The sequence below is a fragment of the Variovorax sp. FW301-JW7 genome (assembly GCF_058788795.1).
Genome location: NZ_JBYTBC010000005.1, coordinates 103,389 through 124,261, shown reverse-complemented (window position 1 = coordinate 124,261; position 20,873 = coordinate 103,389). Strand labels below are relative to the sequence as shown.

The following is a 20,873-nucleotide window of genomic DNA, read 5'->3' as shown; positions in this document are numbered from 1 at the left end:
GCCGTCACAGCGCGCGCGAGATCACTTCTTTCATGATCTCGTTGGTGCCGCCATAGATGCGCTGCACGCGCCCGTCGGCGTACATGCGCGCGACCATGTACTCGGTCATGAAGCCGTAGCCGCCGAAGAGCTGCAGGCATTCGTCGACCACGCGGCCCTGCGTCTCGGAACCCCAGAGCTTGGCCATGGAGGCGGTGGCGGTGTCGAGCCTGCCGGCCACGAGGTCTTCCACGCAGCGGTCGATGAAGGCGCGGCCCACCTTGATCTGCGTGGCGATCTCGGCCAGCTTGAACTTGGTGTTCTGGAACTCGGCGATCGGCTTGCCGAAGGCCTTGCGGTCACGCACGTAGTCGAGCGTGGCCTGGTAGGCGCCTTCCATGGTGGCGAGCGCGTTCACGCCGATGATGGTGCGCTCGTACGGCAGGTCGCTCATGAGCTGGAAGAAGCCCTGCCCTTCCTGGCCGCCGAGCAGCGCGTCGGCCGGCACGTGCACGTCGTCGAAGAACAGCTCGGAGGTGTCCTGCGCCTTCATGCCGATCTTGTCGAGCACGCGGCCCACGCGGTAGCCCTCGCAGCCCTCGGTCTCGACGATGAGGATCGAGGTGCCCTTGGCGCCCTGCGTCGGGTCGGTCTTGGCCACGACCAGCACCACGCCCGCGAGAAAGCCGTTGGTGATGAAGGTCTTGGAGCCGCGGATGCGGTAGCTGCCGTCGGGCTGCTTCTCGGCGCGCGTGCGCACGCCCTGCAGGTCGGAGCCGGCGCCGGGCTCGGTCATGGCGATGGCACCGACCAGCTCGCCGCGCGCCATGCGCGGCAGATAGCGTTGCTTCTGTTCCTCGGTGCCGTGGTTCAAAAAGTAGTGCGCCACGATGGTGTGCACCGAGCTCGCCATGCCGGTCAGCGCGCGGCGCGCCTTCTCTTCGTAGAACACGGCCTCGTGGCGGAAGTCGCCGCCGGCGCCGCCGTAGGCCTCGGGAATGTCGGAGCACAGCAGGCCGAGCGCACCGGCCTTGCGCCACACCTCGTGGCCCACGTGGCCGCGCTTGCGCGCTTCTTCGTCGTGGGGAACGACTTCGGTCTCGACGAAACGCACGACGTTGTCGCGGTACAGCTCCAGTTCTTCGTCGCTCCACGAGCGGCGGAAATCGATGGGCATGGGGTTGTCCTTCAGTGTCTTGAAATAAGGGGAATGGGGTTCAACCCACGCGGCGTTCTTTACCCGCCCAGAAAGGCTCTCGCAGCTGGAACTTCTGCAGCTTGCCGGCAGCCGACAGCGGCAGCGCATCGCGGAACTCCACGCTGCGCGGGCACTTGTAGTTGGCGATCTGGTCGCGGCAATGCGCGATGACGTCGTCGGCCGTGAGCGGCATGCCCTCGCGCAGAACGATCACCGCGTGCACGCGCTCGCCCCACTTGTCGTCGGGCACGCCGATGACGGCCGACATGAGCACCTGCGGCATCTGGGCGATGGCGTTCTCGACCTCGGCCGAGTACACGTTCTCGCCGCCGCTCACGATCATGTCCTTCATGCGATCGACCACGAACAGCAGGCCGTGCTCGTCCATGTAGCCGCCGTCGCCGGTGTGCATCCAGCCGCCGCGCAGCGCGGCCTCGGTCTCGGCGGGCTTGTTCCAGTAGCCCTTCATGACCATGGGGCCGCGCGCGACGATCTCGCCGACCTGGCCGGGCGGCAGCTCGTTGTCTTCGCCGTCGACGATGCGGATCTCGGCCACAGGCACCGGCGTGCCGGCCGCGCGCAGCAGGCGGTTGCGGTCGGGCCCGGGCAGGTGGAAGTGCGGCATCAGCACGGCCACGGTGGGCGACAGCTCGGTCATGCCGTAGGCCTGCGAAAAACTCGTGGCGGGCAGCGCCGCCATGGCCTGCTCGAGCAGCGCGACGTCGATGGGCGCGGCGCCGTACAGCAGCATCTGCAGGCTCGACAGGTCGAACTCGGCAAAGCGCGGGTGCTCGATCACGCGCTTGATCATGGTGGGCACCAGGAACATCTCGGTGGCGCGCGCGGCCTGGATGGCCTGCAGGATCGCCACCTCGTCGAACATCGGCACCACGTGCTGCGGCACCAGCCGCAGGATGCTCTGCAGCGACAGCCCGCAGCCGGCCACGTGGAACATGGGCACGGCGATGACCACGGCGGCATTGCGCGTCTCGCGCGGCACCGCGGCCACCGAGCTCAGCGCGTTGATGTAGAGGCTGCCGTGCGTGAGCATCACGCCCTTGGGCCGGCCGGTGGTGCCGCCGGTGTACATGATGGCGGCCAGCTCGTCGGCGCTGTGCGGCGCATCGTCGATGGGCTGCGCGTCGGGCAGCAGCGCCTCGTAGCCGACCATGCCCTCGGGCACGGGGCCGTCGCCGCAGTACACCACGGTGCGCAGCGACGTCGAAAGCTTGCGCAGCTCGCCGGCCATGGGCGCGAACAGGTCGTCCACCAGCAGGATGCGCGTGTCGCAGTCGTCCAGCGAGTAGGCGACCTCCTTCGGGTTCCAGCGGATGTTCACCGGGTTGATGACGCCGCCGCCCCACCAGGTGCCGAAGAAGAACTCGACGAAGCGGTGCGAGTTGAGGCTCATCATGCCGACGCGGTCGCCGCGCGCCATGCCGAGCTGCTGCAGCACGGCGCCCAGGCGCGCCACGCGGTCGGTGAGGGTCGCGAAGTCCAGGCGCTGGCCGCCGCAGACCACGGCGGTCTCGCGGGCCTTCTCGCGGCGGCCCTTGTGCAGGGGCTGGGTGAGGAACATGGTGTCGTCTCCTTGGTGGTTTTTTTCGTCAGGCAACCCGGCGTGCGTGGCCGGCCCAGTGCGGCTCGCGCAGGCGGTACTTCATGACCTTGCCGGCGCCCGAGATCGGCAGCGCGTCGACGAACGCGACGCTGCGCGGGCACTTGTAGCCGGCGATCAATTCACGGCAATGGGCGATGAGCGCCTCGGCATCGGCCTCGGTGCCCGGCTTGCGCACCACCACCGCATGCACGGCCTCGCCCCAGCGCTCGTCGGGCACGCCGATGACGGCGGCGGCGGCCACGGCGGGGTGGCGCGCGAGCGCGCCCTCGACCTCGGCGCAGTAGATGTTCTCGCCGCCGCTCACGATCATGTCCTTGTAGCGGTCGACGATGAAGACGAAGCCGTCGTCGTCCATGCGGGCGGCATCGCCGGTGTGCATCCAGCCATCGCGCAATGCGGCGGCGGTTTGTTCGGGCAGGTTCCAGTAGCCCTGCATCACGCACGGGCTGCGCACCGTGAGTTCGCCCACGGTGCCGCGCGGCACCTCGCGGCCGTCGCCGTCGCACACGCGCAGGTCGATGCCCGAGAGCGCCTGCCCGGCCGAGGCCAGCTTGCCGAGCTTGCGGCCTTCGGGCGAGTGGTAGTGGCGCGTGAGGTAGCTCACGCCGGCCGACAGCTCGGTCATGCCGTAGCCCTGCGCGAACTCGGCCTGCGGGAAGGTGGCGAAGGCGCGCTCCAGCAGCGCCTCGGTGATGGGCGAGGCGCCGTAGCCGACGAAGCGCACGCTCGACAGGTCGGCCTGCGCGGTGCGCGGGTCGTCCACCAGCATCTGCAGCATGGCGGGCACGGCCATGAGGTTGGTGGCGCGGTCGCGCTCGATGGCCGCGAGCATGCCGTCCACAGAGAAGCCCGGCAGGATGATCTGCGCGCAGCCCATGAGCACGCCGCGCAGCAGGAACGACAGCCCCGCCAGGTGAAAGAGCGGCGCCACCTGCAACAGCCGCGCGCTGTCGTCGAAGAAAGCGCCGAGCATCGACACCTGCGCGTTGATCACCAGCGCCGCGTGGCTGAGCATCACGCCCTTGGGTCGGCCGGTGGTGCCGCCGGTGTAGAACACGCCGGCCAGGTCGTCGCCGCCGCGCAGCGCGTCGGGCACGGGCTCGCTCTCGCGGACCAGCGCTTCGCAGTCGGTCATGCCCGTGGGCGCCTGGCGCTCGCCCATGTAGACCCAGGTGGTGACGGCGCGCGCGGCGGCGCGCAGCGCGTCCGCCGTCGCCAGGAACTGGTCGTCCACGAACAGGATGTGCGTCGCGCAGTCGTCGAGGGAGTGCGCCATCTCGGCCACGCTCCAGCGCGTGTTGACCGGGTTGACCACGCCGCCGGCCCACCACACGGCCAGGTAGTACTCCAGCGTGCGGTCGGCGTTGAGCGCGAGCACGCCCACGCGGTCGCCGGGCTGCACGCCCAGGCGGCGCAGCCCGCCCGCCAGGCGCGCGACGCGCTCGCCGAGTTCGCCGTACGTGCGCGTGCGGCCCTGGAACACGGTGGCGACGGCGCGCGGGCTGCACTGCATGGCGCGGTGCAGGGCCTGCGTGAGGTACAGCGGCGGTGGCGTGGTGGGCATGGACAAGGCTCCTGTCGGTGCGGCGCGGAAATGCCATGCATGCGCGAACGCGCATGCCCGGAAAACGAGGACGTCAGCGTGCTTCGGCCACGGGCGCTGCCGCGCCCCAGCGCTTGAGCAGCGCGGGCCCGTCGTCGGGCGACACGGCCGGCGGCACGACCGGCGCGGTGCGGCTGAAGCGCGGCGCGGGCGCGGGCTGCACCACGCCGCCCACGGTGGCGAAGGTGCCGCGCGCCACGTTGTGCGGGTGCTGCGGGGCCTCGTCCCAGTCGAGCACGGGCGCGAAGCAGGCGTCGCTGCCTTCGAGCAGCACGCACCACTCGTCGCGCGTGCGGGTGCGGAACACGTCGGCCAGGCGCAGCTTGAGCAGCGGCCAGCGGTCGGCGTCCATCTGGGCGTCGAAGGCGGGGTCGTCGACCAGGCCGCAGCGCTCGCGCAGCAGCGCGTAGAACTGCGGCTCGATGGAACCGATGGCCACGTACTTGCCGTCGGCGCAGGCGTAGGTGTCGTAGAAGTGGGCGCCGCCGTCGAGCAGGTTCTCGCCGCGCTGGTTGCTCCACTGGCCGGCCGACTTGAAGCCGTACATCATGGCCGACAGCAGGGCGGCGCCGTCGGTCATGGCGGCGTCGACCACCTGGCCCTGGCCCGAGGCCTTGACCTCGTGCAGTGCGGCCAAGAGGCCGAAGGCCAGCAGCATGGCGCCGCCGCCGAAGTCGCCCACGTAGTTCAGCGGCGGCACGGGCGCCTCGCCCGAACGGCCGATGGCGTGCAGCGCGCCGCTGATGGCGATGTAGTTGATATCGTGGCCGGCCGCGTGCGCCAGCGGGCCGTGCTGGCCCCAGCCGGTCATGCGGCCGTAGACCAGGCGCGGGTTGCGCGCGAGGCATTCGGCCGGGCCCAGGCCCAAGCGTTCCATCACGCCGGGGCGGAAGCCCTCGATGAGGATGTCGGCGTGCGCGATGGCGTCGAGCACCGGCGCGGCGGCGTCGGGGGCGCGCAGGTCGACCTCCCAGGTGCTGCGCCCGCGCGCCAGGATGTCGTGGGGGTCGCGCCGCGTGCCGGGGCGCGCGATGCGCAGCACCTCCGCGCCCATGTCGGCGAACAGCATCGCGCAAAAAGGGCCGGGGCCGATGCCGGCCATCTCGACGACCCGAAGTCCTTTCAGGGGTCCTGCCATGTGTGTCTCCTCTGGCGCGCACCCGGCGGCCTGTTGTGTGAAGGCATCTTGGCGCGCGGGCGCCGGCGTCGCATCGTCGGAAGCGACGAAAGCGCGGAAAGACGTTTCAGCGCCCCGTGAAGACGGGCGCGCGCTTGGCCGCGAAGGCGGCGGCGGCCTCGCGGAAATCCTCGGTTTTCAGCGCCAGCACCTGGGCGCGGTTTTCCACCTCGAGTGCGGCGTCGAGGCTCGGCGCCTCGAGGTTGGCCCACATGAGCTGCTTGGTGTGGCGCGTGGCGTAGGGGCTGTTGCGCAGCACGTCGGCGGCCAGGGCGAGCGCGCGCGGCAGCAACAACGCTTCGTCGTCGACCAGCGCGGCGACCAGGCCGATGCGCTCGGCCTCGTCGGCCGGCACGGGTCGGCCCGTGAGCATGAGCTCGAAGGCGCGCGAGGCACCCACCAGCCGCGGCAGGTGGTAGCTGATGCCGCACTCGCCGGCCGTGAGGCCGATGCGCACCGCGCCCACATGGAACGACGCCGAGCGCGCGGCCACGCGGATGTCGGCGCCCAGCGTGAGCGCAAAGCCCGCGCCCACGGCCACGCCGTTGACGGCGGCGATCACCACCTTGTCGAGCGCGCGCAACCGCCGCACCATGCCGGCGAACAGCTCCTGCCCCGCCATCAGGTCGGCCACCGAGGGCTCGCCGTCGAGCGGCTGGTCGTCGCGGCGCGTGAGCGGCGTCGTGAGGTCCCAGCCGGCGCAGAAGCCGCGCCCGGCGCCGGTGAGCACCAGCACGCGCACGCTGTCGTCCCGCGCCAATGCATCGAGCGCGGCGCACAGGCGCCGCACGGTGGGCTGGCTCAGCGCGTTGAGGCGCGCGGGGCGGTTCAGCGTGAGCAGCGCGATGCCTGCACGGCTGCGGTCGATGAGGATGTCGTCTGCTTCGCTGTCGGACATGGCTGTCTCTTTCTTGTTCAGCGCCCCGTCCAGCGCGGCGCGCGTTTCTCGATGAAGGCGCGCGGGCCTTCCTTGAAGTCTTCGCTCGCGGCCACGCGCTCGAAGGCATCGCGCGTGAGGGCGCGCAGCGCGGCCTCGTCGAGCCCGCTGTTCGCCTCGCGCGCCACGCGCAGGCTCTGGCGCACCGCCACGGGGCCGTTGCGCGCGATCTCGGCGGCCAGCGCCAGCGCGGCTTCGCGCAGCGCGTCCACATCGGCCACGAGGCGGTTGACCAGGCCGAAGCCGTGGGCGCGCTCGGCATCGAGCTGGCCCGCCGTGAGGATCAGCTCGAGCGCGATGTTCGGCGGAATGGCGCGCGGCAGCCGGTACAGCCCGCCCGCGGCGGCGATCAGCCCGCGCAGCACCTCGGGCAGACCGAAGGCGGCCTGCCGCACGGCCACGACGAGGTCGCAGGCCAGCACGAGCTCGGTGCCGCCGGCCAGCGCCTTGCCGTTGACGGCGGCGATCCACGGCTTGCTGCGCTCGCGGTACACGAAGCCCGCGAAGCCGCCGCGCTCGGTGCGCAGCGCGCTGCCGCGCCCGGCCGACACTTCCTTCAGGTCGGCGCCCGCGCAGAAGGCCTCGCGGCCGGCGCCGGTGAGCACCACGGCGCGGATGTCGTCGTCGGCCTCGGTGGCATCGACGGCGGCTTCGAGCCCCGAGGCCACGTCGCCGTTGACGGCGTTGCGCGCCTCGGGGCGGTCGATGGTGACGAGGGCGACGTGGCCCGGCAGGCGTTCGACAGTCACTGCGCTCATGACACGCTCCAGTTCAAGAGTTCATCGGTACCCGCTGTCACCATGCCGCCGCAACCGACGGGGCTGCGGTCCAGGTCGGTCAGCACCTTCAGCGAGGCCGCATCCGTGGCCTCGACGCGCGCCATGAGCCGTTCGCCGGCCGGCGTGCGCGCGATCACGATGCCCTGCGAGGGCTGGCCGTCGCGGCCGTAGACCACGGTGAAGGTCTCCAGCGTGGCGGCGCCCGCGTACTGCAGCACCAGCGGCGGCACCGGGCCGCGCCGTGCATCGGCGGCGGCCTGCACGTCGTAGTCGGGCTTCGGAAGCCCCTGCGGCGGCGGGCTGGAGCCCAGCACCAGCGCGTGGTGCTTGGTGACGTACTCGCCCTGCCCGTAGAGCAGCGCCGCCTTGCCCTTCGGCGCGGCGCGCAGCGCGCGCACCAGGCCGGCGGCGGCGTGCGTCATGTAGTCGTTGAGCGGCGCGCCGAAGAAGCTCAGGCCGCCGGTGGAGGTCATGCGCGCCTCGGGCGCCAGGCCCAGCGTGCGGCGCGCCATCTTGGGCACGATGGGGAAGCAGCTGTACAGCTCCAGCATCTCGAAGGCCGAGGCGTCGCCGCCGACCTGCGCAAGCACGGTTTCCATCACCAGGTCTTGTGCGTGCGAGCGGTGGTACTGGTCGCGCTGCAGGTAGTCGCGCGGCTCGCGCGCGGCAGCGCCATCCCACACGTAGACCCAGCGGTCTTCGGGAATGCCGAGTTCCCGCGCATGGCCCACGCTGGTGAGCAGCACGGCCGCGCCCATGTTGACCAGCGGGTTGGCCACCATGTGCTTGGTGTAGGGCCAGGCGATGAGGCGGTTGGCCGCGTCGACGCGGGCGATGTCCTCGGGCGTGAAGGGCTTGCGCAGCCAGGCGTAGGGGTTGGCGGCGGCCACCTCGGAGTAGCGCGCCCACAGGCGCGACGACTCGTCCTGCGCCTGGCGCGGCGTCTGGCCCCAGTGGGCGAGCGCGGCGTTCTCGTAGAACGGGTAGATGGTGGTCGGCATGGCTGCGCCGAGCTTGATCGCCACGGGGTGGCAGATGTCGGTGCCGCGCACCAGCTTCACGCTGTCGTCGCGCGGGGTCCAGTCGAGCGGGATGCCGAGCTTGGCGGCGGCGTCCACCGTGTAGCGCGCCTCGGCGCCGGTGATGGCGGCCACTTTGCTCTCGCCGCGCGCGATGCGCAGCGCGGCTTCGTGGATGTAGCGCACCGGCGCTTCGCCCCCGGTAACGCCGTAGACGCTGCGCGCCGGGTTGCAGCCCAGCCGCGCGTTGAGCAGCGCGGGCGCGTCGGTGTAGGGCCACGAGTACTCGCAGACGACGTCGAGCGAGTCGAGGCCGGCCAGCAGCGCGGCGGCGCCGCTGTCCTGTGCGGCGGCGCGCATGGCGCGTGCCATCAGCTCGATGGGTTCGAGGCCTTCGGCGGCCTCCTTGGTGCGGTGCGTGATCTCGCCGACGCCGACGATGACCGGCGTGCGGTCGTCCAGTGCTGTCATGGGGTTAGTGCTGTGAGCGGGGTTGTTGTTGCTGAAGCTGCGCCACGCGGCGCAGGTGCCACGCGGGCGGGCCGAACTGGCCTTCGATGAGGGTGGCGCGGCGCACGTAGTGGCCGACGGCGAGTTCTTCGGTCATGCCCATGCCGCCATGCAGCTGCACCGCGCCCTGCCCCACGGCGCGGCAGGCCTTGGCGACCGCGACCTTGGCGGACGACACGGCACGTGCGCGCGAGGCCGCGTCGGCGCCCGTGGCCAATGCCTCGCCCACGCTGGCGGTGAGCGCGTCGGCCTGCTCGAGCGCCATGTGCATGTCGGCCAGCCGGTGCTGCAGCACCTGGAAGCTGGAGATCGGCACGCCGAACTGCTTGCGCTGGCGCACGTAGTCGAGCGTGTCGCGCATCAGCCGGCGCAAGATGCCGATGGACTCGGCGCAGACCGCGAGCGTGGCCTCGTCGAGCGCCTGCTCGATCTGCGGCAGCGCTGCGCCTTCGTCGCCGAGCAAGGCATCGGCATTCAGGCGCACCGCGTCGAAGGCGATGTCGGCCGCGCGACCGCCGTCGCGCGTGCGGTAGGCACGCAGCTGCACGCCGGGCGCATCCTTGGGCACGACCAGCAACGACAGGCCCTTGTCGCTGCGCGCCGTGACGATGACATGGCTGGCCCACGGCGCGGCTTGCACCACGGCCTTGCGGCCGTCGAGCCGCAGCCGCCCGTCGGCCTCGCGCACGAGCGTCGTGCGCACGTCGTCGCGTGCATGGCGGCTGTGCGGCTCGTCGTGCGCGAAGGCCAGCACGACCTGCCCGGCGACGACGCGCGCGAGCAGCGCATCGGCCTGCGCGCCCGGATGGCGCTGCAGCAGGCCGGCGCCGATCACCAGCGTGGACACGTAGGGCTCGGCCGCGAGCGCGCCACCCAGCGTGGGCAGCAGCGCGAGGTGCGCGGCCAGGCCGAGGCCCAGTCCGCCCTGCGATTCGGGCAGGGCCGCGCCCAGCAGGCCGAGGTCACTTGCCAGGCCCCGCCAGAACGGCGGCGGTGCATCGTCGGCGGCGGCCAGCGCCTGCAGGCGCTGCTCGAAGCCGTGCTGGTCGTCGAGGTAGCGCGCGAGGCTGTCGCGCAGCATCGCGAGGGTGTCGTCTTGGTCGGTGAGGGTGGTCATGGCAAGCGGGCCTCAGCGGGATTGCAGGAGCTGCGCCGCGATGATGTTGCGCTGCACTTCGTTGGAGCCCGCGTAGATCGACGCGGCGCGGTCGTTCAGATAGGCCGACATCGAGAACACCGCCTCCTCGGGCACGGCCAGCGCGCCCTGCAGGCTGTCGTCCAGCGGCAAATCGGCCGCCGCGTAGTGGGCGGCGATCTCCACGCCGAGTTCGGTCAGGCGCTGGCGCAGCTCGGAGCCCATCACCTTGCCCATCGAGGGCCGGATGCCGTGCGGCTCGCCGCGGGCCTGGGCGCGCAGCGACTGCAGCTCGGTGGCCTCGACCGCGTCGATGGCGCAGTCCATCTCGGCCAGGCGCAGCGCCATCTCGCGCGCCTCGTCGGCGGCGGACTCGCCCGCGGCAGCAAAGGCGCTGTCGGCCGCGGTACGCAGCCGGCGCAGGCGCGCGCGCAGCATCGGCGCCCAGGCCCCGCCGCGCTCGTGCTGCAGCAGGTACTTGGCCACCGTCCAGCCCTGGTTCTCCTCGCCGATGAGGCCGCTGGCGGGCACGCGCACGTCGTCGAAGAACACCTGGTTGAGCTCGTGGTCGCCCGAGATGCTGATGATCGGGCGGATCGTCAGGCCGGCCTGGGGGATGTCGAAGCACAGGAAGCTGATGCCCTGCTGCGCCTTGCCGCCCGAGGCCGTGCGCACGAGGCAGAACATGCGGTTGGCGTACTGCGCGTGGGTGGTCCAGATCTTGGTGCCGTTGATGACGTAGTCGTCGCCGTCGCGCACCGCCTTGCACTGCAGCGAGGCCAGGTCGGAGCCCGACTGCGGTTCGGAGTAGCCCTGGCACCAATAATCCTCGCCCGAACGGATGCCCGGCAGCCAGGCCTGCTTCTGCGCCTCGGTGCCGAAGGCGATGATCACCGGCGCGACCATGCCGGGCCCCATGGGCGCGCGCGGCGGCGCGTCGGCCGCGGCCAGCTCGCTGGCGAAGAGGTAGTGCTGCATCGGCGTCCAGCCGGTGCCGCCGTGTTCCACCGGCCAGTGCGGCACGCTCCAGCCACGCCGGGCCAGCACGCGGTGCCAGCGGTTGCCGTCGGCGTAGTCGGTGAAGATGCCGGAGCAGCGGCGCCCTGCGGCGCGCAGCTCAGGCGTCAGCTCGCGCGCGAGAAAGTCGCGAACCTCGTCGCGAAACGCGGTCTCCGCCGCGCTGAGGGTCCAGGCCATGGTGTTGTCTCACAGGGTTCACACCCGGCAAGTGTGCGGCGCGCGGGCCGACGCGGCATCGTCGGATCGGACGAACGTGGGCGCCCCACCGCGGCGGTGAGCGCTTTTTTCTTCAGTTCTTGCGTCGGGGCCCGTGCAGGGCCGGACGTTCAGGCCGCGACCGCTTCGCGCGCCGGCACCGCTTGCGTCCCGACGGGCATGTGCTGCGCCCAGTCGAGGATCTCGAGCGTGCCGTCGGCATGCTCGGCCAGCGCGGTGAGGCTTTCCACCCAGTCGCCGTCGTTGCAGTACAGGATGCCGTCGATGTCGCGCATCTCGGCGTGGTGGATGTGGCCGCACACCACGCCCTGCGCGCCGCGGTTGCGGGCCTCGCGGGCTACGGCGTTCTCGAAGTCACCCACGTAGCTCACGGCGCGCTTGACCTTGCCCTTGAGGTACTTCGAGAGCGACCAGTACGGCAGCCCCATGCGCGCGCGCAGCGAGTTGAGGTGGCGGTTGAGCTTGAGCGTGAACTCGTAGAGCGAGTCGCCCACGTAGGCCAGCCACTTGGCGCACTGGATCACGCCGTCGAACAGGTCGCCGTGGATGATCCACAGCTTGCGGCCGTCGGCGGTTTCGTGGATCCACTCGTCGGCCACGTCGATGCCGCCGAAGTTGTGGTTCAGGTACTTGCGGGCGAACTCGTCGTGGTTGCCCGGGATGAAGATCACGCGCGTGCCCTTGCGCGCCTTGCGCAGCAGCTTCTGGATCACGTCGTTGTGCGCCTGCGGCCAGTACCAGTGGCGCTTGAGCTGCCAGCCGTCGATGATGTCGCCGACCAGGAACAGGGTCTCGCACTCGGTGTACTTCAGGAAGTCGAGCAGTGCCCGCGCCTGGCAGCCGGGCGTGCCCAGGTGCAGGTCGGAGATCCAGAGGGTGCGATAGCGCAGCGCCGGACGCGCCGCATCGTCGTCCTCCGGCTCGGGAGGCTGGATCGCGGTGTCGCGCCAGGCGCGAAGGAAAGCGTCGTCGCGTTGCATGGTCCGGCAGGTTCGCAGCCGCACGTGACCGCGCGATGGCGACTCCGTGACATCCCGGTGACGCGTGGCACCGGGGCAACGCCACAATCGGACGATGCGCTCTGGCCAGATCATCGTTCTCGTGTCCCCCGTGTTCTTCCTGCTGATCGCGATCGAGTTCGCGGTCGGCCGCGCACGCGCCCGGCGCGGCACCGGGCAGGACACCTACCGCCTGGCCGATGCCGTGAACAGCATCGGGCTGGGCATGCTGAGCCAGATCAGCGCAGTGCTCACGGGGCTTTTGCGCGTCGGCATCTACACCGCCGTGTACTCGGCGGTGGCGCTCTTTCCGCAAGAGGCGGCGGGCGAGTTCTGGACCACCTGGTATGGCTGGCTGCTGGCGCTGGTGTTCTACGACTTCTGCTACTACTGGCTGCACCGCATGGGCCACGAGTCGGCCGTGCTGTGGGCCGCGCACGTGGTGCACCACCAGAGCCAGCACTACAACCTGTCGACCGCGCTGCGCCAGACCTCGAGCGGCGCGCTGCTGGGCTGGATCTTCTACCTGCCGATGGCCGCGGCCGGCGTGCCGCCGCTGGTGTTCGTCGTGGTGTCGCTCATCGACCTGCTCTACCAGTTCTGGGTCCACACCGAACAGGTCGGCAAGCTCGGCTGGTTCGACCGCTGGTTCTGCTCGCCCTCGAACCACCGCGTGCACCACGCGGTGAACGACCGCTACCTCGACCGCAACTACGGCGGTGTGCTGATCGTGTGGGACCGCCTCTTCGGCACCTTCCGCGAGGAGGACGAGCGCTGCGTGTACGGCACGCGCGGCGAGCTGAAAAGCTGGGACCCGCTGTGGGCCAACGCCGAGGTCTACTGGGCGCTCGCCAGGGATTCATGGCATGCGCGCCGCTGGTCCGACAAGCTGCGCGTGTGGTTCAAGCCGCCCGGCTGGCGCCCGGCCGACGTGGCGGCGCGCTACCCGAAGCCCGCTTTCGACATCGCGAAAGTCACGCGCTACGAGCCCGCGGTGAGCCGCGGCGTGCAGTGGTTCGCGGGCCTGCAGTTCCTCGCGCTGCTGGCCGGCGTGACGGTGTTCCTCTGGGTCTCCGACGCCGTGCCGCTGCCGCAGGCCGCCGTCTGGCTGGCCGCGCTGACGGCCGGGCTGTGGGCCGTCGGCGCGGTGCTGCAGGGCCGGCTGTCGGTCACCGAGGTGCTGCTGGTCGAGGCCGCCGCGCTGGCCACGGCGAGCGCGGCCTTGGGCATCGGCTGGCTGCACCTCCTCTTCAAGCCATTGGCGCTGGCGATCGCCATCGCCTTCGCGGCCCGTCGTGCGCAACGCCAGCCCAGCGGCATGACGCGCTTCGATGCGCTGCTGCTGGCCGGCCTGGTCTTCTCGCTCGCAGGCGACGTGCTGCTGATGGGGCCGGCGAACCTCTTCGTGCCCGGGCTCGTGTGCTTCCTGCTCGCGCACCTGGCGTACATCGCGCTGTTCCGCATCGGCGTCGGGCTGTTCCCGCGGCCCCGCGCGCTGGCGGCCACCTTGCTGATCGGCGCGGGCATGTACGCCTTCCTGTGGCAGGGCGGCCTGCCGGTGGCGCTGCGCATTCCGGTCGGGTTCTACGTGGTGGTGATCGCCTGCATGGCGGCGCAGGCCATCGGGCGGGCGGCGGTGCTGCGCGCGAGCGATCCGGCCGCGCTGTGGGTGGCGGTGGGCGCCTGCTTCTTCATGCTGAGCGACGCGCTGCTGGCGATCAACCGGTTCGTGTCGCCGCTGCCGCTGGCGTCGCTGTGGGTGCTGTCTACCTATTACGTGGCGCAGATGTTGATCGTGCGGCACGTCCGGCGGCCAACGGCCTGACTTTCTGTCTTTCTCCCTCCCCTTCCGGGGGAGGGCCGGGGTGGGGGCACGCGGCGCATCCATCGGGCGCTCTGCCCGCCCCCATCCCAACCTTCCCCCAGAGGGGGAAGGAGCAAGAAAGCGACGCGCTTCTATGCCACCGTCGGCGGGCCAATCTCGAACGATGCCGTCTGGATGAGGCCCTGGCGGACCACGTAGACGCACACCATCTCCACGGTGCCGATCCCCTCCGGGAAGTTGCGCGTCACCACCTCGTGATCGACAACGACATGCCCCATGACCGAGCGCTGCAACAGGCGTGCATGCAGGTCAGGCTCGGCAAAGCGAATCGCGGTCCGGGCGCGCAACTCGGCATGGCCGGCCGCCAGCAGCTTGCCTGCCAGTTCGAATTGCCTGGCGTCCTCGGCGTAGGTGGCCAGCCACGCGTCGAGGTCCCTGGCGTTGTAGGCGGCCAGCTGGCGCTGCACCACGGCTTCGGGGGACGGATCGAGGGTCATGGATTCCAGCCTTGGTTCGACAAAGCAACCCGGCGTCTCAGTCCGCGCAGCGCTGGATTTCGACCGTCGAGTGCCGGATCTCCTCATGCATCGAAAAGCACGCCCGCACCTGGTCGGCCGTGAGCGTGGCCGAATGCGTCACCACCGTGAGCGCGCAGGCATACGCATCGCGGCCGACGCGCCAGACGTGCAGGTCGGCCACGCGGGTTTCGGAATCGGCCAGCAGGGTCTCGACGCCTTCGCGGATTTCGGCGGTGACGGGGTGGTCCATCTCGCGGTCGAGCAGGACCTTGCCGGTTTCCTTCAGCAGGCCCTTGGCCCAGACGGCGACGAGCACGGCACCGACGATGCCCATGGCCGGGTCGAGCCAGGACCAGCCGTAGAACCAGCCGCCCAGTAGCGCCGCGATGGCGAGCACCGAGGTGGCGGCGTCGGCCACCACGTGCAGGTAGGCCGAGCGCAGGTTGAGGTCGTGGCCGTGATCGTGATGGTCATGACCGTGGTGGTCGTGGCCGTGGTGATCGTGCGAATGCCCCAAGAGCCGCGCGCAGACCAGGTTCACCACCAGGCCCAGCACCGCGATCGAGATGGCTTCGGGGTAATGGATGGCCACGGGCGACCACAGCCGCTCCAGCGAGCCGATCACCATGAGCGCGGCGACGCCGAGCAGCAGCAGCGCGCTCGCGAAGCCGCCGAGCACCTCGATCTTCCAGGTGCCGAAGGCAAAGCGCGGGTCGCGGGCGTAGCGCCGCGCGGCGGCGTAGGCAAAGGCGCTCAGGCCGATGGCCAGCGCGTGCGAGCTCATGTGCCAGCCGTCGGCCAAAAGCGCCATGGAGTTGAACCACCAGCCGGCGCCGATCTCGACCACCATCATCGCGGCGGTGATCCACATCACGAGGCGGGTGCTGCGTTCGGCGGCGGCGTTGCCGGCGCCGAAGTGGTGGTCGTGCTGCCAGGCGCTCAGGTCGTGGGTGTGCATGGAATTCTCTTCAGGCGCCGAACAGGTCCGGGCCGTCGGCGCGGCCCGAGGGCGGCACCACGCCCAGGTGGCGGTAGGCCGCGAGCGTGGCGATGCGCCCGCGCGGCGTGCGTTGCAGGTAGCCCTGCTGGATGAGGTAGGGCTCGATCACGTCCTCGATGGTGTCGCGCTCCTCGCCGATGCTGGCGGCCACGTTGTCCAGGCCGACCGGGCCGCCGTCGAAGCGGTGGATGACGGCCTCGAGCAGCTTGCGGTCCATGAGGTCGAAGCCCTGCGGGTCGACGTCGAGCATGGCCAGCGCCTTGTGCGCGATGTCTTCGGTGATGCGGCCGTTGCCCTTGACCTCGGCGTAGTCGCGCACGCGGCGCAACAGGCGGTTGGCGATGCGGGGCGTGCCGCGCGAGCGGCGCGCGATCTCGAAGCCACCGGCGGCGTCGGTCTCGACCTTGAGCAGGCCCGCGCTGCGGCGCACGATGAGCGCCAGCTCTTCGGGCGTGTAGAACTCCAGCCGCGCCACGATGCCGAAGCGGTCGCGCAGCGGGTTGGTGAGCATGCCGGCGCGGGTGGTGGCGCCCACCAGCGTGAAGGGCTGCAGGTCGAGCTTGATGCTGCGCGCCGCGGGGCCCTCGCCGATCATGATGTCGATCTGGTAGTCCTCCAGCGCGGGGTACAGGATTTCCTCGACGACCGGGCTCAGGCGGTGGATTTCGTCGATGAAGAGCACGTCGTTGGGCTCGAGGTTGGTCAGCAGCGCCGCCAAGTCCTTGGGCTTTTCGAGCACGGGGCCCGAGGTCTGGCGCAGGTTGACGCCCAGTTCGGCCGCGATGATGTGCGACAGCGTGGTCTTGCCCAGGCCCGGCGGGCCGAACAGCAGCACGTGGTCGAGCGCCTCTTTGCGCTTGCGCGCCGCGCCGATGAAGATCTCGAGCTGCTCGCGCACCTTGGCCTGGCCGACGTACTCGTCGAGCAGCTTGGGCCGCAGCGCCCGCTCGATCGCCTCCTCGTTGGGCGAGGCGGGGGCGGCGGACACCACGCGTTGCGGGGCGGGGGCGAAATCGTCGGTCTGGATGGTCATTGGAGGTGGGTCTGCACAGACGAGTTTAGTCCCTGGCCACACTGGCAGAATGCTTGTAGAACATAACAAGAGAGGGAAGTCAGAACGTGTCCATCTACGAACTGAAACCGCGTTTCCAGGCCTTGCTGCGACCGCTCGTGGTCCGGCTGCATGCGATGGGCGTGACGGCCAACCAGGTGACGCTGGCGGCCTGCGCGGTGTCGGTCGGGCTCGGGCTCTGGCTGTTCTTCGCCGCGCCCTCGCTGGCGGCCTTCGGCCTGATCCCCGCCTGGATGTTCCTGCGCATGGCCTTCAACGCCATCGACGGCATGCTGGCGCGCGAACACCACCAGCAGAGCAAGCTGGGCGCCTTCCTCAACGAACTCACCGACGTGGTCTCCGACGCCGCGCTCTACCTGCCTTTCGCGCTGGTGGCGCCGTTCGCGCCGTTCTGGGTCGGCACTGTCATCGTGCTGGCCGGGCTGAGCGAATTCGCCGGCGCGCTGGGCCCCACGGTGGGCGCCTCGCGCCGCTACGACGGGCCGATGGGCAAGAGCGACCGGGCCTTCGTGTTCGGCGCGCTCGGGTTGTATGTCGCCCTCGGCGGGCCGCTGCCGGGCTGGACCGCCCTGCTGATGCCGCTCGTGGCCGCGCTGGTGGCCTGGACGGTCGTCAACCGCATCCGCCGCGCCCTGGCCGAGGCTGAAGCGCCCGCCGCCTGAAACACCCCCATACAAATAAGTAAAGAAGACCCTTCTTCATGACCCTTTCCACACCCCGCGTCGCCGCCGAACACCACTTCCGCACGCACGACGGCGAATCGCTGTTCTACCGCCACTGGCCGGCCACCAGCGGCGCACGACGTGGTGCCGTGCTGCTGTTCCACCGCGGCCACGAGCACGGCGCGCGCATGGCGCACCTGGTCGACGAGCTGAACCTGCCCGACTTCGACTTCTTCGCCTGGGACGCGCGCGGCCACGGCCTGTCGCCGGGCCAGCGCGGCTACAGCCCCAGCTTCGGCACCTCGGTGCGCGACGTGCAGACCTTCGTGCAGCACATCGCCGCCGCCCACGGCGTGCCCGAGCACGACATCCACGTGGTGGCGCAGAGCGTGGGCGCGGTGCTGATCGCCACCTGGGCGCACGACTACGCACCCAAGGTGCGCGGCCTCACGCTGGCCTCGCCGGCCTTCAAGGTCAAGCTCTACGTGCCGTTCGCGCGGCCGGGGCTGGCGCTCATGCACAAGCTGCGCGGGCTGTTCTTCGTGAACAGCTACGTGAAGCCGAAGTTCCTCACGCACGACCCCGCGCGCATCGAGAGCTACAAGAACGACCCGCTGATCTCGCGCCCGATCGCCGTCAACATCCTGCTGGGCCTGTACGAGGCGGCCGACCGCGTGGTGGCCGACGCCAACGCGATCACGCTGCCGGTGCAGCTGCTCATCTCGGGCGCCGACTGGGTGGTGCACCACAAGCCGCAGCACCAGTTCTTCGAGCGGCTGGGCAGCGCCGTGAAGACGAAGACGGTGCTGCCGGGCTTCTTCCACGACACGCTGGGCGAAAAAGACCGGGCGCCCGCGGTGGCGTCGATCCGCGAATTCATCCTGCAGCGCTTCGACGAGCCGGCCGTGCCGGTCGACCTGCGCGAGGCGCACCTGAACGGCAACACGGCCGACGAGTCGCGCGCGCTGGCCGAACCGCTCTCGCCCCTGTCGCCACGCGGCGCCTACTGGGCGATCACGCGCGGCGGGTTGCGCGTGGGCGGCGCGCTGTCCAGCGGCATCGCGCTGGGCCACGCCACGGGCTTCGACTCGGGCAGCACGCTCGACTACGTCTACCGCAACCAGCCGCAGGGCAAGGGCGCGCTGGGCCGCTCGGTCGACCGCACCTACCTCGACTCCATCGGCTGGCGCGGCATCCGCCAGCGCAAGATCCACGTGGAAGAGCTGCTGCGCATCGCGATGGAGCGGCTGGTCGAGATGCACCGCGAGGTGCGGCTCATGGACATCGCGGCCGGCCACGGCCGCTACGTGCTCGACGCGGTGCTGGCCAGCCCGGTGAAGGCCAGCTCGGTGCTGCTGCGCGACTACAGCGACATCAACGTGCGCGACGGCACGGCCCTGATCGCCGAGAAGGGCCTGGAAGACGTCGCCCAGTTCGTGCGGGCCGACGCCTTCGACCGCATCAGCCTGGCCAGCGTGACGCCGCGGCCCACGCTGGCCGTGGTGTCGGGCCTGTACGAGCTGTTCCCCGACAACGAGATGGTGCGCCGCTCGCTCGCGGGCGTGGGCGACGCGGTGGAAGACCGGGGCTACCTGGTCTACACCGGCCAGCCCTGGCACCCGCAGCTCGAAATGATCGCCCGCGCGCTCACCAGCCACCGCCAGGGCGAAGCCTGGGTGATGCGCCGGCGCACGCAGGCCGAGATGGACCAGCTGGTCGAGGAGGCGGGCTTCCGCAAGATCGACCAGCGCGTCGACGAGTGGGGCATCTTCACGGTGTCGCTGGCGGTGCGCGTCGCGCAATGACCGCCCGGCGCGCGCCCCGGCCGTGGAAACGCGCCGCCGCGTGGCTGGTGTTTCTGGGGCCGCTGTTCTACGCGACCTACGGCTTCGCCAACTGGTGGGCCACCACGCGCGCCAGCGTGCCCTCGATGGCCTTCGACTGGGAGCGGCAGGTGCCTTTCTGGGCCTGGACGATCTTTCCGTACTGGACCATCAACGTCTTCTACGCGCTGTCGCTGTTCCTGGCGCGCGACCGCCACACGCTCGACCGGCATGCGCTGCGGCTGGTGAGCGCCACGCTCATCGCCTGCACCTGCTTCATCCTCTGGCCGCTGCACTTCAGCTTCGGCCAGCCGCCGGTCGAGGGCGCGCCGGCCTTCCTCTTCAACGCGCTGCGCGGCTTCGACCAGCCGTACAACCAGGCGCCCTCGCTGCACATCGCGCTGGCCGTGATCCTGTGGGACTGGTACCGGCGCTTCATCCGGCCGCTGTGGGCGCGGCTCGTGCTGCATGTGTGGGCCTTCGCGATCTGCGCCTCGGTGCTCACGACCTGGCAGCACCACTTCATCGACATCCCGACCGGTGCGCTGCTGGGCATCTTCTGCGTCTGGCTGTGGCCGATGGCACGCCGGGTGTCGATGCTGCGCGCATGGCGCCTGGCGCGCGACCCGCAGCGGCTGAAGCTCGCGGGCTTCTATGCCGTGGGCGCGGCGCTGTGCCTGTTCGCGGCGCTGGCGACCGGCGGCGTGGCGCTGTGGCTGGCGTGGCCGGCGGCGGCGCTCGCGCTGGTGGCGCTCAATTACCTCGGCTTCGGCGCGCGCGGCTTCCAGATGGACGGCCACGGCCGCATGGGCTGGGCGGCGCGCTGGCTGTTCGCGCCCTACCGCCTGGCCGCGGCCCTCAACGCCTGGCTCTGGACGCGCAAGCTGCCCGCCTCGGTCGAGGTGGTGCCCGGCCTGCGCCTGGGCCGTCGCCCCACGCAGGCCGAATGGCTCGCCGCCGGCCAGCCCCGGCTCGTGAGCCTGTGCGCCGAGCTGCAACTGCCGGCCGGCATGCCGCCCGCCCGTGCGCGCTGCGTGCCGCTGCTCGACCTCGTGGTGCCGCCGCCCGTGCGCCTGCGCCGCGCCGCGGCCGTCATCGAAGGCCAGCGCCGCGCGGCGGCGGCCGACGGTTCGGCCGTGTGGGTCTGCTGCGCGCTGGGCTTCTCGCGCAGCGCCGCCGCCGTGATCGCCTGGCTGGGCCGCGACCATGGCCTGGCGCAAGCCGAAGACACCGTGCGCCGCGCACGCCCGCAGATCGTGCTGCGCGCCGCCTGGCGTGCCGCGCTTGAACCCCTTGGAACACCTTCGCGCCATGACTGACAACGAACGCGCCACCTGCACCACCCTGGCTGGCCTGCTGCGCGCGGCGGCCGTGCTCGCCTTCCTGGGCCTCGCGCTCACCTGCATCTCTGCGCTGGTGCTGGCGCTCACGCTGCGTGGGCTCTCCAACACCGCCATCCTGGCCTTCGCCGCGGTGATGGTGCTGGGCGTGCTCGAACGCTACTTCGCCTTCCGGCTGCGGCTGGACCAGGCGCTGTTCGAAGGCCTGGCCAACGGCCAGATCGCCTCGCTGGGCGCGATGGACAACGCCCTTTCAGTGCTCGGGCTGCGCGACCCGCCGCCGCAGCCCAACGCCCGCGCGCTCGCCGACCGCGTGCAGGGAACCCGCCAACTGATGCAGCGCCACGCCATCGTGATCGCCTGCCAGAACGCGCTCTTCCTGCTCGCCCTCATGACACAGGAACTTGCTTGAACAACGACAACGGCAACAACAAGAACGAC

The 20,873-nt window shown here is 70.9% G+C and carries 18 protein-coding genes; 5 read left to right on the top strand and 13 right to left on the bottom strand.

Features of this window, described 5'->3' with window-relative positions; all coding sequences use genetic code 11:
* Positions 1–4: 4 nt before the first annotated feature.
* The 10 genes from AC3WQM_RS15720 to AC3WQM_RS15675 all read right to left on the bottom strand — a co-directional run bounded on the left by AC3WQM_RS15720 (position 5) and on the right by AC3WQM_RS15675 (position 12,174).
* The gene (locus AC3WQM_RS15720; RefSeq protein WP_492679968.1) at positions 5–1,156 is read right to left on the bottom strand and encodes an acyl-CoA dehydrogenase family protein; all 1,152 of its coding nucleotides are present in this window, start codon (positions 1,154–1,156) and stop codon (positions 5–7) included.
* Between the two features lie 40 nt (positions 1,157–1,196).
* Positions 1,197–2,756: a long-chain-fatty-acid--CoA ligase gene (locus tag AC3WQM_RS15715; RefSeq protein ID WP_492679966.1), complete on the bottom strand. Its 1,560-nt coding sequence runs from the start codon at positions 2,754–2,756 to the stop codon at positions 1,197–1,199.
* A gap of 28 nt (positions 2,757–2,784) precedes the next feature.
* A complete protein-coding gene (locus tag AC3WQM_RS15710) occupies positions 2,785–4,362 on the bottom strand; it encodes an acyl-CoA synthetase (RefSeq protein WP_492679964.1) in 1,578 nt (525 codons plus the stop codon).
* 73 nt (positions 4,363–4,435) lie between these two features.
* On the bottom strand, positions 4,436–5,539 hold the full coding sequence (locus AC3WQM_RS15705) for a CaiB/BaiF CoA transferase family protein (protein WP_492679962.1): 1,104 nt from the start codon (positions 5,537–5,539) through the stop codon (positions 4,436–4,438).
* 106 nt (positions 5,540–5,645) lie between these two features.
* Positions 5,646–6,476 carry an enoyl-CoA hydratase/isomerase family protein gene (locus tag AC3WQM_RS15700; protein ID WP_492679960.1) on the bottom strand — a complete coding sequence of 277 codons (831 nt, stop codon included), beginning with the start codon at positions 6,474–6,476 and terminating at the stop codon, positions 5,646–5,648.
* A 17-nt stretch (positions 6,477–6,493) separates the two neighbouring features.
* The gene (locus tag AC3WQM_RS15695; protein WP_095947971.1) at positions 6,494–7,273 is read right to left on the bottom strand and encodes an enoyl-CoA hydratase-related protein; all 780 of its coding nucleotides are present in this window, start codon (positions 7,271–7,273) and stop codon (positions 6,494–6,496) included.
* Complete coding sequence (locus AC3WQM_RS15690) at positions 7,270–8,784, bottom strand: acetyl-CoA acetyltransferase (protein WP_492679958.1); 1,515 nt, start codon at positions 8,782–8,784, stop codon at positions 7,270–7,272. The genes AC3WQM_RS15695 and AC3WQM_RS15690 overlap by 4 nt, the downstream gene beginning before the upstream one ends.
* A 4-nt stretch (positions 8,785–8,788) precedes the next feature.
* Positions 8,789–9,940 carry an acyl-CoA dehydrogenase family protein gene (locus AC3WQM_RS15685; protein ID WP_492679956.1) on the bottom strand — a complete coding sequence of 384 codons (1,152 nt, stop codon included), beginning with the start codon at positions 9,938–9,940 and terminating at the stop codon, positions 8,789–8,791.
* A 12-nt stretch (positions 9,941–9,952) separates the two neighbouring features.
* Positions 9,953–11,155 (bottom strand): acyl-CoA dehydrogenase family protein, encoded by a 1,203-nt coding sequence (locus AC3WQM_RS15680; RefSeq protein WP_492679954.1) that lies wholly within the window; start codon positions 11,153–11,155, stop codon positions 9,953–9,955.
* 149 nt (positions 11,156–11,304) lie between these two features.
* Complete coding sequence (locus AC3WQM_RS15675; protein WP_492679952.1) at positions 11,305–12,174, bottom strand: UDP-2,3-diacylglucosamine diphosphatase; 870 nt, start codon at positions 12,172–12,174, stop codon at positions 11,305–11,307.
* 94 nt (positions 12,175–12,268) lie between these two features.
* On the opposite strand from AC3WQM_RS15675, the gene AC3WQM_RS15670 reads away from it, so the two are divergent.
* On the top strand, positions 12,269–14,017 hold the full coding sequence (locus AC3WQM_RS15670) for a lysoplasmalogenase family protein (RefSeq protein ID WP_492679950.1): 1,749 nt from the start codon (positions 12,269–12,271) through the stop codon (positions 14,015–14,017).
* A 131-nt stretch (positions 14,018–14,148) separates the two neighbouring features.
* Here the strand turns inward: AC3WQM_RS15670 and AC3WQM_RS15665 are convergent, their stop codons facing one another.
* The 3 genes from AC3WQM_RS15665 to ruvB are packed head-to-tail and all read right to left on the bottom strand — an operon-like array spanning position 14,149 to position 16,568.
* Positions 14,149–14,514, bottom strand: a complete 366-nt coding sequence (locus AC3WQM_RS15665; RefSeq protein ID WP_492679948.1) for a nuclear transport factor 2 family protein — start codon at positions 14,512–14,514, stop codon at positions 14,149–14,151.
* Positions 14,515–14,551: 37 nt separating this feature from the next.
* The gene (gene dmeF, locus AC3WQM_RS15660; RefSeq protein ID WP_492679946.1) at positions 14,552–15,493 is read right to left on the bottom strand and encodes a CDF family Co(II)/Ni(II) efflux transporter DmeF; all 942 of its coding nucleotides are present in this window, start codon (positions 15,491–15,493) and stop codon (positions 14,552–14,554) included.
* 10 nt (positions 15,494–15,503) lie between these two features.
* Entirely contained in the window at positions 15,504–16,568 is a 1,065-nt protein-coding gene (gene ruvB, locus AC3WQM_RS15655) for a Holliday junction branch migration DNA helicase RuvB (protein WP_062482092.1), read from the bottom strand.
* A gap of 86 nt (positions 16,569–16,654) precedes the next feature.
* On the opposite strand from ruvB, the gene AC3WQM_RS15650 reads away from it, so the two are divergent.
* Genes AC3WQM_RS15650 through AC3WQM_RS15635 form a run of 4 tightly spaced genes read left to right on the top strand, consistent with a single transcriptional unit; the run spans position 16,655 to position 20,844 of the window.
* A complete protein-coding gene (locus tag AC3WQM_RS15650) occupies positions 16,655–17,269 on the top strand; it encodes a CDP-alcohol phosphatidyltransferase family protein (protein ID WP_492679944.1) in 615 nt (204 codons plus the stop codon).
* Positions 17,270–17,307: 38 nt separating this feature from the next.
* Positions 17,308–19,074: a bifunctional alpha/beta hydrolase/class I SAM-dependent methyltransferase gene (locus AC3WQM_RS15645; protein WP_492679942.1), complete on the top strand. Its 1,767-nt coding sequence runs from the start codon at positions 17,308–17,310 to the stop codon at positions 19,072–19,074.
* Complete coding sequence (locus AC3WQM_RS15640; RefSeq protein ID WP_492679940.1) at positions 19,071–20,411, top strand: phosphatase PAP2/dual specificity phosphatase family protein; 1,341 nt, start codon at positions 19,071–19,073, stop codon at positions 20,409–20,411. The genes AC3WQM_RS15645 and AC3WQM_RS15640 overlap by 4 nt, the downstream gene beginning before the upstream one ends.
* Entirely contained in the window at positions 20,404–20,844 is a 441-nt protein-coding gene (locus AC3WQM_RS15635) for a hypothetical protein (RefSeq protein ID WP_070062860.1), read from the top strand. The genes AC3WQM_RS15640 and AC3WQM_RS15635 overlap by 8 nt, the downstream gene beginning before the upstream one ends.
* The last annotated feature ends 29 nt before the right edge of the window (positions 20,845–20,873 follow it).

Excerpts from the sequence above, each read along its gene's own strand:
- AC3WQM_RS15670 (WP_492679950.1), top strand. The coding sequence starts at position 12,269 with ATGCGCTCTGGCCAGATCATCGTTCTCGTGTCCCCCGTGTTCTTCCTG.
- AC3WQM_RS15710 (WP_492679964.1), bottom strand. The coding sequence starts at position 4,362 with ATGCCCACCACGCCACCGCCGCTGTACCTCACGCAGGCCCTGCACCGC.
- AC3WQM_RS15720 (WP_492679968.1), bottom strand. The coding sequence starts at position 1,156 with ATGCCCATCGATTTCCGCCGCTCGTGGAGCGACGAAGAACTGGAGCTG.
- AC3WQM_RS15715 (WP_492679966.1), bottom strand. The coding sequence starts at position 2,756 with ATGTTCCTCACCCAGCCCCTGCACAAGGGCCGCCGCGAGAAGGCCCGC.
- AC3WQM_RS15685 (WP_492679956.1), bottom strand. The coding sequence starts at position 9,940 with ATGACCACCCTCACCGACCAAGACGACACCCTCGCGATGCTGCGCGAC.
- AC3WQM_RS15705 (WP_492679962.1), bottom strand. The coding sequence starts at position 5,539 with ATGGCAGGACCCCTGAAAGGACTTCGGGTCGTCGAGATGGCCGGCATC.
- AC3WQM_RS15690 (WP_492679958.1), bottom strand. The coding sequence starts at position 8,784 with ATGACAGCACTGGACGACCGCACGCCGGTCATCGTCGGCGTCGGCGAG.
- ruvB (WP_062482092.1), bottom strand. The coding sequence starts at position 16,568 with ATGACCATCCAGACCGACGATTTCGCCCCCGCCCCGCAACGCGTGGTG.
- AC3WQM_RS15645 (WP_492679942.1), top strand. The coding sequence starts at position 17,308 with ATGACCCTTTCCACACCCCGCGTCGCCGCCGAACACCACTTCCGCACG.
- dmeF (WP_492679946.1), bottom strand. The coding sequence starts at position 15,493 with ATGCACACCCACGACCTGAGCGCCTGGCAGCACGACCACCACTTCGGC.
- AC3WQM_RS15675 (WP_492679952.1), bottom strand. The coding sequence starts at position 12,174 with ATGCAACGCGACGACGCTTTCCTTCGCGCCTGGCGCGACACCGCGATC.
- AC3WQM_RS15635 (WP_070062860.1), top strand. The coding sequence starts at position 20,404 with ATGACTGACAACGAACGCGCCACCTGCACCACCCTGGCTGGCCTGCTG.
- AC3WQM_RS15665 (WP_492679948.1), bottom strand. The coding sequence starts at position 14,514 with ATGACCCTCGATCCGTCCCCCGAAGCCGTGGTGCAGCGCCAGCTGGCC.
- AC3WQM_RS15695 (WP_095947971.1), bottom strand. The coding sequence starts at position 7,273 with ATGAGCGCAGTGACTGTCGAACGCCTGCCGGGCCACGTCGCCCTCGTC.
- AC3WQM_RS15680 (WP_492679954.1), bottom strand. The coding sequence starts at position 11,155 with ATGGCCTGGACCCTCAGCGCGGCGGAGACCGCGTTTCGCGACGAGGTT.
- AC3WQM_RS15640 (WP_492679940.1), top strand. The coding sequence starts at position 19,071 with ATGACCGCCCGGCGCGCGCCCCGGCCGTGGAAACGCGCCGCCGCGTGG.
- AC3WQM_RS15700 (WP_492679960.1), bottom strand. The coding sequence starts at position 6,476 with ATGTCCGACAGCGAAGCAGACGACATCCTCATCGACCGCAGCCGTGCA.